This window comes from bacterium (assembly GCA_037143175.1).
Taxonomy (GTDB): domain Bacteria; phylum Verrucomicrobiota; class Kiritimatiellia; order CAIKKV01; family CAITUY01; genus JAABPW01.
Window position 1 is genome coordinate 1 of the sequence record JBAWZF010000055.1, and the last position, 17386, is coordinate 17386.

The 17386-nt window shown below is 50.6% G+C and carries 23 protein-coding genes; all 23 read right to left on the bottom strand.

All coding sequences use genetic code 11. The annotated features are described in order from the left end of the window. Positions 1–494 precede the first annotated feature (494 nt). A complete protein-coding gene (locus WCI03_12925; GenBank protein MEI8140755.1) occupies positions 495–896 on the bottom strand; it encodes a type II toxin-antitoxin system VapC family toxin in 402 nt (133 codons plus the stop codon). After that, positions 893–1120 (bottom strand): hypothetical protein, encoded by a 228-nt coding sequence (locus WCI03_12930; protein MEI8140756.1) that lies wholly within the window; start codon positions 1118–1120, stop codon positions 893–895. Before WCI03_12930 ends, WCI03_12925 begins: the two co-directional genes overlap by 4 nt. A gap of 242 nt (positions 1121–1362) precedes the next feature. Next, complete coding sequence (locus WCI03_12935; GenBank protein MEI8140757.1) at positions 1363–1632, bottom strand: BrnA antitoxin family protein; 270 nt, start codon at positions 1630–1632, stop codon at positions 1363–1365. Then, entirely contained in the window at positions 1595–1873 is a 279-nt protein-coding gene (locus WCI03_12940) for a BrnT family toxin (protein ID MEI8140758.1), read from the bottom strand. Before WCI03_12940 ends, WCI03_12935 begins: the two co-directional genes overlap by 38 nt. A 219-nt stretch (positions 1874–2092) precedes the next feature. Next, on the bottom strand, positions 2093–2578 hold the full coding sequence (locus tag WCI03_12945; GenBank protein MEI8140759.1) for a hypothetical protein: 486 nt from the start codon (positions 2576–2578) through the stop codon (positions 2093–2095). After that, positions 2575–2877 carry a nucleotidyltransferase domain-containing protein gene (locus WCI03_12950; protein MEI8140760.1) on the bottom strand — a complete coding sequence of 101 codons (303 nt, stop codon included), beginning with the start codon at positions 2875–2877 and terminating at the stop codon, positions 2575–2577. The genes WCI03_12945 and WCI03_12950 overlap by 4 nt, the downstream gene beginning before the upstream one ends. A 201-nt stretch (positions 2878–3078) precedes the next feature. After that, complete coding sequence (locus WCI03_12955; GenBank protein MEI8140761.1) at positions 3079–3378, bottom strand: type II toxin-antitoxin system RelE/ParE family toxin; 300 nt, start codon at positions 3376–3378, stop codon at positions 3079–3081. 3 nt (positions 3379–3381) lie between these two features. Beyond that, the gene (locus WCI03_12960; protein ID MEI8140762.1) at positions 3382–3603 is read right to left on the bottom strand and encodes an addiction module protein; all 222 of its coding nucleotides are present in this window, start codon (positions 3601–3603) and stop codon (positions 3382–3384) included. Between the two features lie 190 nt (positions 3604–3793). Then, the gene (locus WCI03_12965) at positions 3794–4075 is read right to left on the bottom strand and encodes a type II toxin-antitoxin system mRNA interferase toxin, RelE/StbE family (protein MEI8140763.1); all 282 of its coding nucleotides are present in this window, start codon (positions 4073–4075) and stop codon (positions 3794–3796) included. Then, entirely contained in the window at positions 4072–4287 is a 216-nt protein-coding gene (locus tag WCI03_12970; GenBank protein ID MEI8140764.1) for a hypothetical protein, read from the bottom strand. The genes WCI03_12965 and WCI03_12970 overlap by 4 nt, the downstream gene beginning before the upstream one ends. 498 nt (positions 4288–4785) lie before the next feature. Continuing rightward, positions 4786–5220, bottom strand: a complete 435-nt coding sequence (locus tag WCI03_12975; protein MEI8140765.1) for a PIN domain nuclease — start codon at positions 5218–5220, stop codon at positions 4786–4788. Then, positions 5220–5423, bottom strand: coding sequence for a type II toxin-antitoxin system VapB family antitoxin (locus tag WCI03_12980; protein ID MEI8140766.1), 204 nt, complete (start codon positions 5421–5423; stop codon positions 5220–5222). The genes WCI03_12975 and WCI03_12980 overlap by 1 nt, the downstream gene beginning before the upstream one ends. Positions 5424–5483: 60 nt before the next feature. Then, positions 5484–5609, bottom strand: a complete 126-nt coding sequence (locus WCI03_12985) for a hypothetical protein (GenBank protein MEI8140767.1) — start codon at positions 5607–5609, stop codon at positions 5484–5486. Positions 5610–5799: 190 nt separating this feature from the next. Beyond that, positions 5800–6990 carry a UDP-N-acetylglucosamine 2-epimerase (non-hydrolyzing) gene (gene wecB / locus WCI03_12990; GenBank protein ID MEI8140768.1) on the bottom strand — a complete coding sequence of 397 codons (1191 nt, stop codon included), beginning with the start codon at positions 6988–6990 and terminating at the stop codon, positions 5800–5802. Between the two features lie 210 nt (positions 6991–7200). Beyond that, a complete protein-coding gene (locus WCI03_12995; protein ID MEI8140769.1) occupies positions 7201–7521 on the bottom strand; it encodes a nucleotidyltransferase domain-containing protein in 321 nt (106 codons plus the stop codon). Next, a complete protein-coding gene (locus WCI03_13000; GenBank protein MEI8140770.1) occupies positions 7518–7934 on the bottom strand; it encodes a nucleotidyltransferase substrate binding protein in 417 nt (138 codons plus the stop codon). The genes WCI03_12995 and WCI03_13000 overlap by 4 nt, the downstream gene beginning before the upstream one ends. Positions 7935–7951: 17 nt before the next feature. Continuing rightward, positions 7952–9181, bottom strand: coding sequence for a hypothetical protein (locus WCI03_13005; GenBank protein ID MEI8140771.1), 1230 nt, complete (start codon positions 9179–9181; stop codon positions 7952–7954). Positions 9182–9185: 4 nt separating this feature from the next. After that, positions 9186–11426: a polysaccharide biosynthesis tyrosine autokinase gene (locus WCI03_13010; protein MEI8140772.1), complete on the bottom strand. Its 2241-nt coding sequence runs from the start codon at positions 11424–11426 to the stop codon at positions 9186–9188. A gap of 36 nt (positions 11427–11462) precedes the next feature. Further along, positions 11463–12950: an O-antigen ligase family protein gene (locus tag WCI03_13015; protein ID MEI8140773.1), complete on the bottom strand. Its 1488-nt coding sequence runs from the start codon at positions 12948–12950 to the stop codon at positions 11463–11465. A gap of 2 nt (positions 12951–12952) precedes the next feature. Next, positions 12953–13483: a hypothetical protein gene (locus WCI03_13020; GenBank protein MEI8140774.1), complete on the bottom strand. Its 531-nt coding sequence runs from the start codon at positions 13481–13483 to the stop codon at positions 12953–12955. Positions 13484–13529: 46 nt separating this feature from the next. After that, positions 13530–14726 carry an outer membrane beta-barrel protein gene (locus WCI03_13025; GenBank protein ID MEI8140775.1) on the bottom strand — a complete coding sequence of 399 codons (1197 nt, stop codon included), beginning with the start codon at positions 14724–14726 and terminating at the stop codon, positions 13530–13532. 35 nt (positions 14727–14761) lie between these two features. Further along, positions 14762–15454: a polysaccharide biosynthesis/export family protein gene (locus WCI03_13030; GenBank protein ID MEI8140776.1), complete on the bottom strand. Its 693-nt coding sequence runs from the start codon at positions 15452–15454 to the stop codon at positions 14762–14764. 85 nt (positions 15455–15539) lie between these two features. Next, complete coding sequence (locus tag WCI03_13035) at positions 15540–17252, bottom strand: hypothetical protein (GenBank protein MEI8140777.1); 1713 nt, start codon at positions 17250–17252, stop codon at positions 15540–15542. Positions 17253–17386: the final 134 nt, after the last annotated feature.

Sequence of the window (17386 nt, forward strand, 5' to 3'; positions counted from 1 at the left end):
TCTTCAGTTAACCGAGACTTCGCCTTTTTTGTCAATTGATTTGGATGATTATCACGTCTCCACATTCGACAATTTGTGAGATCGTCAGGCTTCCCAGTCTTCAAGTTTCAAATCTTTAATGCGGGAGAATTCACGGGTGTTAGAACGGGCAATTCCCCACTAGGCTCGTGGGGAATTGCCTATTCATCCGCGATGGCGAGGGGTCACATCGTAACAAGTAACATTGTGCGAACATGATAAATTGAACTTCGAACAGTCAACATTCAACTTCGAACGTTGAATCAATTTTACAAACGGAGAAGAGGGTTAACATGGATATACATGATTTACAGGATAGGTTTAGGGGGAATGCGCTAACCTCTTTATCCTGTGTATCCTGTCTATCGATGTTTGAATCGCTTCCTGGCTCCTCAACGGCGGATCACAGTGTAACAAGTGATATTTTTAATATAGGAACGGGGTCACGTCTCCACATTCGACAATTTGTGAGATCGTCAGGCTTCCCAGTCTTCAAGTTCCAAATCTTTGATGCGGGAGAATTCACGGGTATTATGCGTGACAAGTGTCGATCCATGAACAAGTGCGATGGCGGCAATCATGAGGTCATTCGGGCCGATGGGTGTGCCAACCCGGCTAAGCTCCGCCCGGATTTCGCCATATTTCCGGGCGGCCTGGCTATCAAATGGAAACGAATTAAATGCGCTCAAGAACACATCCAGCTTGGCCAGATTCTCAGCCGGTCTCGCACTTTTCATGACTCCAAAATGCAATTCCGCTTCGACAACCGAACATAATGATATTCTCTCAGGACTCAACCGCCTCATACGCATCTGGATTGCAGAGTCAACACGATTGAGGTACGAGATGCAGGCGTTGGTGTCAAAAAGATAGATCATGCCAACTCTTCCCGGATTTCATAAGCGCCCTGATCTCCACGAACCAACGGCTCGCTGGCGAAACATCCAGCAGTTTGCTCAATGAACCCCACCGGCCAAGCCTGCGTCGAGATATCATCCACCGGCATTACAATGATCTCTAACTTCCGGTGCAGGAAACTCTTTGGAACAATGACGAAAACCCGCTCATTGTCTGCTGTCTGAATTTCTCGTAATCCTTCCATGGCGTCACTCCTCGTGTTAAGCATCATATCTAGCACTAAAGTCGTATTCATTTACTGCTTGTGCTGAAATTCTACCAAATGGGCACCACTCCTACAAGTTCGACGTCTCACAGAAGGTGGCTATAAAGCAGGAGGGCGCAGGGTCACATCGTAACAAGTAACATCGCGTGAACATGTAACATTCAACGCGCTGCTCTGGCTGAGGCGAAGCCGATATCCAGAAGTGGCTGGCTCGGCATTGATCAGGCGTGTTTTGCCGACCTCATGTACGAGCGGAGTACAGCATTCATCTTTGTCTGATAACCACGTCCGGCGCTCCTGAACCAAGCCACCACATCGTGATCAAGGCGCAGCGTCAAACTTTCTTTTTTTTGAGGCAAACGCAATTCCGCTTTCTTCCAGAATTCCGCGCCGAGTTTAGGGATATCGGAATAGTCGATACCCTCGTCCGATTCAGCCGTCAAGAACTGCCAATCAGTGCCGGATTTCTTTTTTGAATTTATCGCGTTCATGTCGTTCCGCCTTTCGAGCTGAGATAATCCTGACTGTGTCGCCGATCCTTTCGACAAATACAACCACAACCACTGAGTTGATGAGAAGCCCGATTCCGATCAACCTATCTTCACCATAATTCTTTCGAGTGTCCAATGCGACAACCATGGGTCCGTCGAAGACCGGAGGTACATCCGCAAAATCGATCCGGTGATGTCGAATATTCTCCTGGTTCTTCTCCTCATCCCACTCGAATTTCATGGCTAGCAATGTAACTACTATTCGTAGTTACGTCAATTATGTTTTGCTTCTTTGATTTCTTGCCGAACTTCGAACATTTTAGAATCAGAAGAAAGGGTTAACATGGATATCCACGATGTTCAGGATAGTTTTAAGGGGAAATACCCTAACCTCTTTATCCTGTGTATCCTGTCTATCGATGTTTGAATCGCGTCCTGACTGCGTTGGAACATTAGTAAATCACGGGATCAACGGAAGAAGCTTTTCTTGATAATAGGTTTTGGCGGTGTTGAACATAGCCTCCAATTCGCGCCACTGTGAAAAAATCAAGTTCAGTGTGGCGACACACTGCTCCTTGCTGTCAGGGTAATCGTGAGCAAGATTGTTCCGTAGAACACGCAGAGTTTGCCACGTTTCCACAGAAGAGATGAGCCCGGCTTTCTCCAATTGATTCAAGATGTCGATAAACGGGCGAGGGTCGTCGCTCCCTGTAATCATGCTTGTTAAAGCGGGAAATAATCGAGTCCCCATCGCGTCTTGCAATTTGGTGAACCGATAAATGAACTGATCTAAAAGTGATACATTTTCATCCGCCAGAGAGGCAAGCGTTTCGGGCGTAAGCGGGAAAACGCCCGCTAATTTCCCAGTACCTGAATCAAGGCGCTGAAGATGGGCGTCGCCTTCTAGTAGAGCTGCTTCAATCTTGAGACGCAAAATATCACTCATAGTTCAACCCCATGCTTCAACGCCTCTTGGACGACTTTGCGTGAATCTCGTGCTGGGTCATTAGTGACAATCAAGTCAATCTTTTGCTCACCCAGGGTCATTTGTATCTTCGTAATCGCTTTAATTTTAGCGATCTCCAGTTCATCCCGACGCAGAGCGCTCACCACCATCAGATCAATATCACCACCCCGTTTGTTATCATCAACACGGGATCCAAACAAAAACACCTTAGGCTGTCCTGGAAAGGCTCCCCGAATAGCGTTTTTGAATGTGGCTACATTTTTTCCAGATACTCTCATGGGTTTATTCTAATCTTGCGAATATCAGACGACAAGGGATTATTAGGATGGGCGCAGGTAACATTGTGCGAACATGATAAATTGAACATCGAACAGTCAACATTCAACCTTGAACGTTGAACGTTGAATCAGTTTTACAAACGGAGAAGAGGGTTAACATGGATATACATGATTTACAGGATGGTTTTAGGGGAGGGGCTGTTATCTTGTGTCAAGCAACTGCCTGATCACCTGAGGATCTTTTGAAGAATGGAATACGCCGTATACGGTGATCACATCATGTGAAACAAAATAATATACACTGTAAGGAAACCGCCTTAACAAGGCCCGCCGGAAACTATTGTATACCGTTCCGTTCGAATAAGGAAATTCGCCAAGTTCACTGATTGTGGCGTAAGCCATCCGAAGAAAGTCTTCTCCCAGTCCCGGGGCACGGCTCTCATACCAAGTGCGGGCACCCGCCAAATCGTCAGCGACTTCCCGAGCATAAGCAACTCGCATGACTTATCTCCGCGCATTCACAGCTTTTTTAAGCTCTTGCTCTGACAAAAATGCGGATGGATCATCTGCATATTTCTGAAACCGCCGATCCAATTCCCTCTTGTGACTGTCCGGAACCTGAAGGCTGTCTGGCTGTTGCTGTATTGAATCCCAAACATCTTCAATCCATAAAATTCTGCGTTCAACGGGCATCCTTAAGACGCTTTCCAACTCAAGCGTTGTCATAACGGCCTCCTTTTCCTACGGAACAGATAGTATCACAACCTGCAGGCATGTGTAAACCTGGACTCGTTCTCTGCGAGTGCGGTCAAACGGTCTCATCCATATTCAAGGAGGGGATCAGGATCACATCGTAACAAGTAACATTGTGCGAACATCGAACAGTCAACATTCAACTTCGAACGTTGCATCAGTTTTAGTATACTTCGTCATGGGTTCCCAATGCTTCGAGAAGTATTGCCGACTTGCCCGCCTGCTTAACGATCTTGAAAACAACACGTAGGTCGTACCCGGCACTGCATGCCCATGAGCCTACTAAAGTTCCTGTCAACTTGTGAGACCTCAAAGAAGGGTGAAACGGATCCTCGGCCAGTTGCGTAAATACTTCAAATAAATCCGAGGCATACTCCGGGTGGCGGCGAATGTGCTTGCGAGCCGCCCGCACAAAGGCTGAACTACGGATCAGCGCCCAACTCACCTCATGATCTCCTTCATGAGTTCAGCCGGGGTGGCAACATGGCATTTTTTTGCTTTAAATTCTCGATTTGCGGACAGAATATCGCATCTTAAGACTTTCCGCCGTTGTTCGATCAAACGCTTTGTAAGAATTTCAACCAAGGACTCTTTTTGAGGTAATGATAGCCCATCGGCCAAACCCACGATCTGATCAAATGTTATCGTCGTTTTCATGATGATTATCGTATTCGCGTATCGGTTTTTTGTCAATTAAGTCGGGGTGAACTCGGGGCGAAGGCGCGAGTTCACGTCTTCACTTTTTACAATTGGCTTATCTTCTTTTCAGCCACTCACTTCTTCTCGTCCACTGCGATTGGCCGGCTTTCCCGTGGGAGGGGCGCTATGCGCCGCGATAGGGGCTTCCGAGAGGCCAGGGAGCAGAGTCGCGGCGCATAGCGCCCCTCCCACGAAAAGAGGGGAAGCAGCGGGGATCAGGATCACATCGTAACAAGTAACATTGTGCGAACATTGAACAGTCAACATTCAACTTCGAACGTTGAATCAATTTTGGAAACGGAAGAGAGGGTTAACATGGATAGACATGATTTACAGGATAGTTTTAGGGGGAAACGCGTCACCCTCTTTATCCTGTGTATCCTGTCTATCGATGTTTGAATCTCTTCCTAGTTATTTGTGGCACATATTGGCACTCCATGGCACACGGAATTGATTCTATTTACCCCGTAAGCTGGATTTGCTTGTTGGCGGGTTATCTGTATCGATCACTTTCAGGCCACAATGTTTTGCCATAGGAAAGAAATCCCTGTCATTGTGCAGAAGGGGTATGTCGTGCTCAATCGCCACAGCAGCGATCATGCAATCAACGGAGTTTCTTATGGTGACCCCTTTTTTCCGGAGTAACCGGTACATTTCCGCCGACTTCCTGAATGTTTTCTGCGACATTGGCAAATAGAGGAAGGCGTCAAACCGGGTCGAAACAGCGTCGTAATCCTTATCCTCCCGGACACCTTGAAGCACTTCAGTCAGGATTACGCCGCAGATGCAAATATCCTCATCCGCGCCAATCAAACTTTCAAGATGCCGCACGTGAGGCGTGTCATGACCCTTGAAGAAATCAATCCAGACTGTTGTATCAACTAGGGTCATCAGGTGCCCCGTCCCGCCCGCCACGAGGGCAGGTCACCATCCCAGGCAACAGCACCCTTCAAGTCCAACACCTTTTTCTGTCGGCCATGCCGCAGCAACTCCCGTAAGGCGTAATCAATCACGGACCGTTGAGTGGGAATCCCCGTTAACTTCTGGCACTTCTGGACGAGAGCTTCATCCAGCACTATGTTAGTTCTTGTCATATCTATCTACTCCTTCATACACATAATAAGCCACTGCGATGTGTATGACAAAGGATTTCTTCAAATGATGTCCTGCAGGTCGTAATCGCCTTTTAACAGGTCAGATGAAGCCGGAGCCTTATCCTGCACCCGCTGCACACACCGCCGGAGGCTTTCAAGCTTGTTCATCAATACATCTTTATCCATATACAAACCTCTTTTGGCGGGCTTCCAATGTCCGAAACACAAACGGCATCATATCGGCCTGGTTGTAGATCATTCGCCTGACCAATGCCTCCATCGCTACTGGATCATTCTTGACCATAGGAGGACGCAGGGGTCTTCACTTTTCACAATTGGCTTATCTTCTTTGAAGTACTTATGGAAAAAACTTGAGCTACAGTGATATTAATTGAGCCGCGATTCGCTCGGCGGCCTTCCCGTCCCCATAAGGATTGTGGGCACGAGTCATTGTCTCGTAAGCTGCTTTGTCCACGAGCAACCGGTGCGCCGAGGCAACTATCTTTTCGCGATCCGTACCCACCAGAATCACCGTTCCCGCTGTCACCGCCTCTGGCCGCTCGGTTGTGCTGCGCATCACCAAAACTGGCTTCCCAAGTGAGGGGGCCTCTTCTTGAACTCCCCCCGAATCGGTAATAATCAAATAGGCTCGATTCATGAGCCAGACAAAGGGAAGATAGTCCAGCGGCTCGATCAGGTGAACGTTGGGAAGCGGGGAGTGCGGAGCGGAGAGCGCGGAATTAAGAGAAGCAGCACCGAGGATCCGCCTGACAGGTTCCTGGACATTGGGATTCAGGTGGACGGGATATATCACCTCAACATCAGGATGCGCCGCGGCAATCTCCTTGAGGGCATAACAGATGTTCTCAAACCCTTCACCAAAGTTCTCGCGCCGATGCCCAGTGACGAGTATCAGTCGTTTGGCAGAAGTGCTCAATAATATTGAGGTTAGACTGGGGTACTTTAAAACTAAATCCTGAGCGATTCTCGCGCCCATATTACCCACGGACATTTTCGCCCGAACCATCAGCAAGGCATCAATCACCGTGTTGCCAGTGACGGTAATGGTCTCATCAGCAATGCCTTCCGCCAGAAGGTTTTGTCTCGACTGCTCAGTAGGCGCAAAATGATAGCGGGTGATCGCCCCGGTCAGCCGGCGATTCATCTCTTCGGGCCAGGGGGAATAGATGTTACCGGTGCGCAACCCTGCTTCGATGTGCCCCACCGCGATCTTCTGGTAATAAGCAGCCAGGCTGGCAGCCATGGTGGTCGTGGTGTCACCATGTACCAGCACGAGATCTGGTTTAAGCTTTTCCAGTACCGGAGCTAGTCCCTGCAACACGTTACAGGTGACATCCGTCAGGCTCTGTCCCGGCTTCATGATATCGAGATCAAAGTCAGGAACGATCTCGAAAAGTTCCAGCACCTGATCAAGCATCTGACGGTGCTGCGCGGTAACGCAGACGCTCACAGCAAACTGCTCCGGGTGCTTTTGAAGCTCCTTGATAACTGGGGCCATTTTGATGGCTTCAGGACGGGTTCCAAATATAAAGAGGACTTTTTTCACACGAATTAAAGTTTCTGGCGTTAGCTCATCTCTCAAATCAAGCACCACCGTCATTTTCTCTGGAGGGCGAACCTCGCGTGAGCCGGGCTCATGTATAGCGCCGAGGAAATTAGAATATTATGCGAACGAACCCGTCTTTATGACCCAACAGGCACCCTTTATGGGCACGGCTCGGCAAGCCTCGCCCAAACGGTCCCTGCCCCTGCTACCTTAGGCCTCACCGCTTTTGGCCTGGTAAAAATTCACGCCTACCCGCCGGATATGATCTTTCAGAGCCTCATTGTCAATCGTTTGCAATAAGGAAAGATCTACTTTCCAAGGAAGAAGCAGATCATCAATCCTGGTTTCAATGGCCAGCATCTCTGTGAGCCCGAGCGCTTCCCCCTCAATGCAGAGATCAATATCCGAACCAGGACGGAAAGTGCCCATGGCACGTGAACCGTAAAGAATAACCCTATTGATCAGGGGATAATCCTGAAATACCCCGCAAATCTTCGCGACTGCGCTCGCAGGCAAGCCCGTATTAGTCATGACGCCATCAGCCCCTGCATTCGCTTCAGGAAGTCCTGAAACAGGGAATGATACTGAGCAACAATCTTGCCGACGATTTCTTCAGCCACCTTCTGATTGTAAGTATGTGAGCTCTGATTTCGGCTTTTGATCATTTCCATCCACCCCTCACCACCCGTGATGAGGCCCTTGTTGAGGGATTCGCGAACCGCATCGCGCGAACCCGTGATCGACGGATTCCCCTGATGCGCAAAGTAGTCTTTCATCACATTCCAAGCAAGTTCATGGGTGAATTCAAATGCCTGAATGAGCCCCTGCTGCTCAAGATCCGATAGCGGCCGTTGCCCCGCCAAAGACACCGCTTTTGCCAATTGCGCCAGCGCTGATGAATAGTTGGCTAAACGTTGTTCCCATCGAATGTCCTGAGTTTCCATGATTATTATATCCCCCATCAACTTCGCGTAATCTGCAACCCTGTCTGAGAGAGACTGAAGTTGACGAACCGGGCCCGACTGTTTGGAGGCGAATCGCTTAACTTCCGGCGAATGGTGCGCGCGGCATCCATATCTTTAGCCAGCATCAGAAGATAGCCGCCACCACCAGCACCAAGCAATTTCACGGCGGCCAGTTGCTCTTGAATATTGCTCAGTAGCGCCTGAATCGCTGGCGGATTAGTGCCCGGATCAAGCCGCTGGTTCAATTCCCAACTGCGACCAATGCCCTGGGTGAATGCGGACCAATCCTGACGCTGGATCGCATCTTGCACGGTAGCAGCATTGCGACTGATCTGATCCAAACACTCCAAGGTGTCAACTTTCCCGCTGAATACATTTCGCACAATCTCACCAAGGATATTATGCGCCACACGGGTTATGCCGGTGTAATAGAGCATGATCAAGCCGTTGGCATAGTCACCTGAAAACAGGCGCTCAGGGAGCCATCTTACGACCGGGTTTTGCTCCAAGCCGGGGGCCGTCGTAATCAGCTTGATCCCATGCTCGAGCCCCCCAATTTGATCCTGCCACCCACCACCACTGGTGAGCAGTTGCTCCAGCGCCAAGGTTCGACGAAATACGTTTTCATGACTCCACCCGAGTCCACAGAAGTCCGAGAGCGTGCTGAGCAAAGTTGAGGCGAGAACACTGCTTGTCCCCAGTCCGGATCCTTTAGGAACGGCGGCCAACAGGCTGATCTCGATGCCGCCACCCATGGCGCGCAGTTGATCCGCCAACGTTGCATAGACGCCACCATTAAATCGAGGATGAAAACCAGCCAGCGCAAAGGCGGCACGGGCAATCGAAAACCCACTACCGAGCTTCATGAAGTCGGCAACGTCGTCGTAACTTGTCAGACGCTCTCCCACACCGAGATCAATCGAGCGCATGACCAATTCATGGCTTTCGATAAGCCGAGCAAAGACCTGAATGGGGGGTTGCCCATTGAGGTCGGCCGCTAGATTGACAACTTGCCCACCATGATCGATGCAATATGGAGGGGTATCAGTCCATCCCCCCGCCAAATCAAGTCGCACGGGTGACCGGCCCCAGATGATCTGATCCTCAAGAACGCAACGGCACGGCTGGACTGGCGAAGCCTCAAGCGGAGCCACGATCGCGTGCCTTAGCAAGGCAAACGATTCGGCCTCCCGGTCCGAAGATTTTGTGCTTGTTGTCTTTTTCATAAGCTCATCCCTCATGTTTAACTTCTTCTGGCGGATAGGGCTGATAATGACTGTATGAGTGATAATACGGGGTGTAATAAGAAGACCCCTGAGCGAAATCAATATCGTTGATAACGGCAGCGATCATGCGGACTCCTGCTTCGCGAAAACGATGAATGGTGTGGAATGTCGCCCGCTTCCTGCTTGTCTCCGGTCGCGCCATAACGAGCACACAATCAGACAGACCGCCCAATACCAGGGCATCACTGACCAAGCCAAGCGGTGGCGCATCGATGATTACCCGGTCATAGTTTTCGCGCGCCCAGGACAGAAGCTCGGTGACTTTTTTACTTCCCACTAATTCGGCGGGACTAGCCCCCTTAACCGGACGGCTAGCGATGACAGTCAGATTGGCGCACTCTGTGGCATAGGCCAATTTGGCAGGGGAAGTATCACCCCCCGCGTCAGATAGATAGTCCAATAAACCCCGTCCTTCTGGCGGCATGGAGAAGATTCCGACCAACCTTGGTCGCCTCAGATCAAAGTCAATGAGGAGCACACGCTGCCCATTTTTCGCGCAGGCAATCGCCAAGTTACAAGACGTAATTGTCTTTCCTTCCGCCGGAATGGAACTGGCCACCAGAATGACTTTTGAGCGCTCTTTATATTGAGATGAATCGAGCATGGAGCGCAAGCCTGCAAAGGCTTCGGTAATCTGACTGAACCGCTGATTCATCGATGCCGTAGCAATATCACTTCGTTTGCCGGCTTTAACGTGAGGGACCATGGCTAGCACCTTAACGCCAATTTCAGCTTCAAGATCATGGGGGCCAGTAACGTGGTCTTCCATCGTGTCGGTAATCAAAGCCAGAGTGATGCCGCCCATGAGCCCTAGGAGGATGGCAATGGCAATAATACGAAGAGGTTTGGGTTTGATGGGTTTTTCAGGGACTGAGGGTCGCTCCACGATCTTGACCGTTGCGGTATTTTCATCGGCCGCCATACGTGCTTCCTGAATACGGCCCAGAATCCCACGATAGGCCGTGTCACTGGCATCTCGTGTACGTTCCAATGCGGTCAAATGGGTTCGGCGCTCAACGATCTGGAGCTCAAGATCAGATGCAAGCTTAGCCTGGTCAGCCTTCTTCTGGCGGAGACTTTCAGCCTGTTTTCGAAACAACTCCAAATTAGAGGCGGACGTGGCCTTGGCTCGATTAAGGGAATCAAGCGCTTGATTTCTGTAAAGGGCTACCACTCCATCTTTGGCAAGAACCTCCGGATGTTTGGCAGTGTATTTAGACAGCAGGGCATCCCTGTCGGCCAATGCCGTCGACCACTTATCCATCGCCAGCTTAATCTCATCACCACGAGGTATGGAGGTGGGAAGTTTTCCAGCATTTTCGGGTTTAAGCTCAACAGCCGTAATCGTATTGAGCAGGTCGCGTTCTTTTGCCTCCTGACTCTCCAAACCCACCAATACGCTGTTGAAATCCATCAGTGCGTTGTCCACCGTTTTCCGCTGGCTTTCGAGAACGTCAATTTTGTTTTCCTGCCGATATTTCAGCAGGCTCGCATCAGCCTTCTCAACTTCTCCCCTCTGGGACACACATTGTGCTTCCAACCAAGTTACGGCGGCATCCGAGGCAATCCGGTTTTCGTCATAAACGCTGGCTTCTGCCGCCTCCGCAAAAGCAGTGCAGAAATCAGCAGCGAACTGGGGATCCGTATGATTAAACTCGATTTTGACCAAACGGGTACGACGAAGGAGTGTGAGGCTCAGGTTATTGGCAAACAGGCTGTTGAATGCCGCATCCTCAAGTTTGCAGTCCGGATGTTGCTTTCGGTAGCGAGCAATGGCAGCCTCCCGCATTACCCGCCCCTTGAATTTCTCAAGGCGGGTATTGAAAATCTCTTCTGACTGTGAACTTGCGCCCTGATCCTCGATCACAGCGGCCTGCTGAGTCATGATCCGGGGACGCCTGACACTGAGTTCAACCAAGCTGATGGCCTGATACACCCTGGACGTGGTCATGAGATAATAGGTGGCCGCGATCCCGGCAAAAACGAGGACAAGCAATACCGTCAGCCATTTCTTACGCATCACACGGAGCATGCGGAAGGGGTCAAGGGAACCCAAAAGACCAGAGGATTCGGGCTGAGCTCCACCGTAATAGGGGGTGCCGTACGGCGCCCCGTAAGGCGGGGTACCGCCATAATATGAGTGGCGTTCGGGATCGACAGGATTTGGTTGTGGTTGTATGTTCATAAGGGGGGTTAATGGTTATTTGTTATGGGTTAATGGTTAACGATTAATGGTTACTTTGTAAACCTTGGTTTCTGTAACTTTTGGCAGGGCGGCGAGAATCACCACCCAAGTGCAGAGAATGGCTGGACAGCGGAAGGGCAGGTCTATGAGGCTGAAAACAACTACGAGAGAAAGGCCTATGACACCCATGATCAAAAGAGGGTCGCGGCGAGTTACAGACACCCTCACCCTAGCCCTCTCCCCTGAATGGAGAGGGGAAAGAATCAGTGCTGTCACTGCTGCTAACATAAGTCCAAAGCCGACGATTCCGAATTCAGTAAGATATTGGAGAATGTCGCAATGCACATTGGCTCTTCCTGCGTTTTGCACCAACGCCTTCCAGTCCTCTTTTGGGATGTAGAAGGCCAACAGGTAGCGGTACCCCCAGCCGCCGATGCCGAGGAGTTTGTGATCCTGCCACATGTGCCAGGCCGCCACATCCTGTTCCCACCGCCCCCCGAGTGCCAAATTTACATCATCCAAAACAGGAAATAGCAAATGATGTACCGGTTTTTTGACGGCGAACTCTTTGGCGATGTCCTTGCTGCCAAAGCCTGCCACGGCAAAATAGAAAACAAACAAGATGGCGATCGTGGCGGCTGCCAGATTGACGCGCCCCGCCCTGTGCAACTTTTTCCAGCCCCGCATGAGGCCATACACGGCGATAAAGCCCGCCAGCGCCCAGGCCAGAATCACCCCGGCCCGGCTCAGGGAAAGATTGGCGCCAATGAGACAGAGCAACAGGGAGGCAGCCAAGGCAGGCGCTTGCAGGCCTCTTAATGTGGGAGGCGCACTCCGTGCGGCGATCGCATCACTATAGCGCCCAGGGTGCACGGTCGCCGCACGGAGTGCGCCTCCCGCATTGAATGCATCTGAGCGGAAAATCTCGCGATATAACAATCCGGCTGCAATGGCGCCCATCAGCACAAAATAGGCCGCGGCATGGTTGGTGTAACCGAATGAGGCAAAAAAACCATCACCCGTTGGCGCCAGCCAATACTGAAGACGAGTGCGTGTGAGGAATTGAACCACCCCGAATAATGCCAGCAAACCGGCACTATATACCAAGCCCCGTAACAGGCCTATTATTGTGCCCCTGCTGACAGCAGGTGAGCGAATCACGAGCCCCAGTATCCAGGCGGGGAAAAACCAGGACAACATCTGAGCGGCTTCGGGCCGGGAGAACGCTGAAGGCCAATCAGGGTGACGGGGCGGCGAATAGCGCCATTCGTTAAGCCCGACATCAAAGAAAAGAACCCGCCCCGCATTCCACCATTGGATTGTAAGATAGCCCGAAAACAGGAGCCCGAAATAAAAGAAAAGATCACGCCACAAGGGGCGTGATCGTGTTACCAACAGGATAATTAGAAGAACAAAGGAAGCCCAAACGGAGGGTGGTAACCACGCCACCCTCAGACCTCCCCAAACCCAGGTCAGATATGACAGGATCAGCACCAACCCGGATACGAGGAGTTTCTCAGTCATCCTCAAATAGGGTTCTGCTGTCCAGTATAACCCGTTGCCAATGGCGGAGCACTGCCCAAAACATCATTATTGCTCGCCTGACTGGCAGCTTTGGCCTCAGAGTATGCTGTTCCAAAAGTTTGCGCCATGGCTGCTCCGCCACTTCCGCCCGCCGTTGCGATTGCACCCTGAATGCTCGAAACCACTGCCGGATTCCCGCTAACAGCCAGGGAGGCACCGCAGGCCGTTCCCAGACTTGCGGCTAACATGGGCGCTGATCCCGCCGGTGCAGCCGAAAAGGCGGCCGCGATCACACTGCCGATACTGGCAGCTTGTGCCGGAGCACTCAGGCCCATTGACGCAATTTGAACAACGACCGCCTTAATGACCTGGGCAGCCTGCTCAGGTGAGGCACCTTCCAATAGGGCCGCAATTGCAGCGGGATTATTCGCGGCCGCCGTCAGTTGCGCTGCGGTGGGAGGCGTAAAGGCGGCAAATGCCGACATCGCCGTAATCATCATCACTCCAACGATCCCTAATAGTGTCTTTTTCATTGAGTTGTCCTTTTTATTGTTTCTTACAATTTCTGCAAAATTAAATTTAGTACTGGAGTTTCATGCCCAGCATAATGCGGGTTTCGTCATAAGTAGGTGAGATCGTAGACTCCACGTTTTGGTACTGCGCCTCGGTGTAGAGCCTCAAGAACTTCGCGGGCGTCAAATAATCGACGCGGGCTCCAAGACCACTTCCCTTATCCGTTCGATCTTTTGTTCCACCCTGCACCGCCACGGGGTCAAGATAATCATCCTGACGATAAGAGGCGTTAGCGGACAGAATAATTGTCGGAATGACCCGGTAAGAAGCTCCAGCCCAAACGGTGTTATATTCACTGCCGTTATCCGTATAGAGAGAGGAAAGGACGGTTCCGTTACGGCCACCCGCTTGAAGCGTAATTTTCTCCGTTGCAACCCATGAGGCGGAAAGATCGTAACTAAACGAGGTGATATCGTCTGCGATGGGACGCTCATAGAGCTGGACACCAACCCCGCCTTTGAAGATTACTTTATCCGTTCCCCGAGTTTTAAGACCTACCCGACCGATGTAGTAGTTGGCGGGGTCGCTAATGACGCCGTTATCCTGCATGCCGGCCTGCATGGTTACAAGACTATCCGTTTTTTCGGTCAACCGGTAAGCCCCCTCGGCCTGCCCAATATGATTCTGAATATCATAAATAGTCGGATCAGAATAATTGACATCATCAAACCGGTACCCAACATCCAAAACCATCTTGTCAGTCAGGTTACGCCCGACAGAGACTCCGACGTTATTGATATCGCGACGGCTCGTTGAACTGGAGTCCAAAACGGAGTCAGGCGACACACCCAGGACGGCGGCTTCAGAGCCATGGAGATCGTTGTCCTCCACGCGACGGAAAGTTTGATCGGCCTCGATGACAAAGGTGTCATGAGTGCCCTGCTTGAATTTCAAGATTTCACCGCCACTCGAGAAGTCCTTGTCAGTCAAGTCGCTATAATTCCGATTTCCAAGGAAGCCCAAACCCGAAAAGTCGATTGCATAGGCTGAATAGCCCATTTTCAAGCCTGCTTCAGAGTCGAGGAAAAAATCATCCACCTTGTTGACCGGCGTTTTATCGACATTGGAATCATAGGTCTCCCGGAGATTCGCATAGGGACTGAAAGTCCAAGGTCCTGCATGGATCCCATTACCGGGTTCCGCGTTTGCGATTGAAATTATGGCCAAGCACATCATGGCGGTAATTACTGTTCGTTTCATCATACTCTGCTCTTTCTTCTGCTTATACTTCAGGTTTCTTAAAAAATCAGTTCAGGAATAAACACGACATCATCAGGCTCAAGTAAAATATCATTCTCAATCAGGCCTTCAGCCCCAACCGAGCGCAAATCGATTTCCCACGTTTTGACGTTGCCATCAGGGCGTTTACGGGTGACGCGAATGGCATTTTCCTTGGCACTTGTGTCATAGCCGCCAGCCTGCTGGATCGCTCCGCTCAAGGTCAGGTCGCGCGTTGCGGGAAGGCTGATACGTCCCGGTTTTTTGACCCGGCCTAAAACCGTCACATTGCCCCATGGAGACAACCCCTCTTTGTTATCATCCCGTACGAATTCAACGATTACCTGAGGATTGACAAAAAACTCCTTGTAAGCAGACGTCAACTGGGTACTGAAATTTTCAAGACTTTGATCACGCACTTGGACTGTACCAAGTAGCGGCATGGCGATGGTTCCCTGATCCGATATCCGCTTTGCAGTTGCGGTAATCTCGGTTTTACCCGCAACAAGCACATTGACATTGATGACCAGACCAGGCCGAAGACGGGCTGAATCATTAGCGACAAGCGTCTGAGACCGCTCTTTCACTGGTCGTTTCGGAGAAGATAAATCATGAACGGACGATACTTTAACTGCCGTCCGACAACCGGAAAAGAGAGCCATGACCAAAAACAGGGCTGTGACCCCTTTATAAATATGAATAAATTTCCTCATGTTCTAATAATTAGACTTCGTCCCCGTAAATTATGCAAAGAGCTTAAATTTACATGATCTCGCCGGTCAGAAGCAATCCTTTCCTTCATAATTCCCATCGCTGCGACTTCATCCCTTTGGCGGAGGGAAATTCCGTATGACGAGAGTCCACTATTAAAACGGCACAATCAGGTGTCATTTCGACACTGATGGTCGCATCAGGTTTTCGCGCTTTATAAATTCCCGCCAAAAGGATCGCTTTTTCCACCCCGTCACCCCGCCCAAAGTTCCAAACCTCGTCCGGTTGAGCAAGCCTTCCAGACTCATCATAGATGGACTCACCAGGCATCGCCTGAACGACCGCCAACACCTCATCGTCAGTCATCGGCTTCGCCCCCTCGATAGAAACCGGGTTACGCTCCATGGCCGCCTTAAGAAACGGAGCCGAATCCGTACGATTGATATCCCGATAGGCATAAAAAGCCAGATCCGCCGCTGGAATGGTCGCACGAAGCGATTCCAGGCGCCTTATCACTTCCTCACGCGTCATCTCTCTGGTGACGCCCAGCGGTTCGCCAGCCGACTTGAATGAGCGCTGTGTTGCCGGAGGAATCCGCGGTTCCACATGACAAAACCTGATCAAATGCTCCATCGCCCTCGCAGAATCCATACAGGTACATGCAAATTGCGCCTTCAGGCGGGTAACATCCTCGAGCTGATTCAGGTTTGGCTTTTCCCGGCGCACATAGTCCTCAAGGTCATTCAACACAATACGCCCCGACATTCGCTCCGTGACAAACTGATCCATATCAATATCAGCCAGAAGTGCCTCACGCGTCGTATCCGTAACCAGGAACGAACTATCGTCCTCGAACTGGAACGCCACCTCCAGAGGAACATAGTGAGTAACCCCGTGAATTGTACTCCTCAGTTGGAAACACTTCTGAAGGTCGCGCTTATGCCGCAAAAAGTTGCCCATCACTTCATCCGTCAACGGAGTATCAAGAAATGCATTGAGCTTAACTGAAAAACGGGTATAGGCGGCAGGATCAATTGTGGCGTCGGGATAAACCGTATGAATCCAGCCAGTTTCATGAGCCACCACCGTAACCTCTTCGTTTTCAAGGGCGCGCCGAGCCTGGGCGGAAAGAGCGGTTCCATTACACCACATCTTTTTGGTCACTAACCGCCGATTGTTGGTCAAAATCCCCTCATCCAAGTCCACATAATTCTGAGAGTGCAATGGCGTCGCCAGCAGATAAATGTCCTTCAACGGAATCCCCGCCACGATGAACAGGGCGGCGGCATAGAGTGCCGCCAGGGACACGCATTCTCCGGCACCAGTCGAATAGCCTTCCTTATGACAAAACGCATCCATCGCCTCAACTGTTTCTGTTTTCCAAAACGGAATAGCATCGGTCGTATACTTATTGAGTCCGAAATGAGTGCGGATATCGATGTCAAAATAGTATTTATCGCCCTCATATCCGAATAAAGCATTTGACCGCTTAATCGTATCTTCTTCCAAAAAAGGACGAAACCGGGCCATTTCACAATCTTTCGTGGTCAATCCCCAAGTATCCAGATCAAGATTGAAGGCATAATGATCCATGATGAATTGCTTGAGCCGGGTGATCCGCCTATAGGGTTTCATCTTGGCCAAGCCGGCAAACCAAGGATCCTCGCGCCATTTCCAGATACGGGGGGACATCAAGTTGGCCAGCAACAGGGCATACATCAGCTCGGGAAAGACAAAGATTTCCATGTCAGAAAGCGTCACAGCCGAAGATCGCATTTCAAGATCACGTTCAGAACTCACAGCATAACTCCTTCCAATTTGACCAGCCATGATGAAACACCCATCCCCCAGTGTCAATAAGACAGAATTGCTTTTCTATCAGGGCAGACGCATCTAATTTTCCTTTAATCTGGCGTTTCTGGCTCAAATACTCA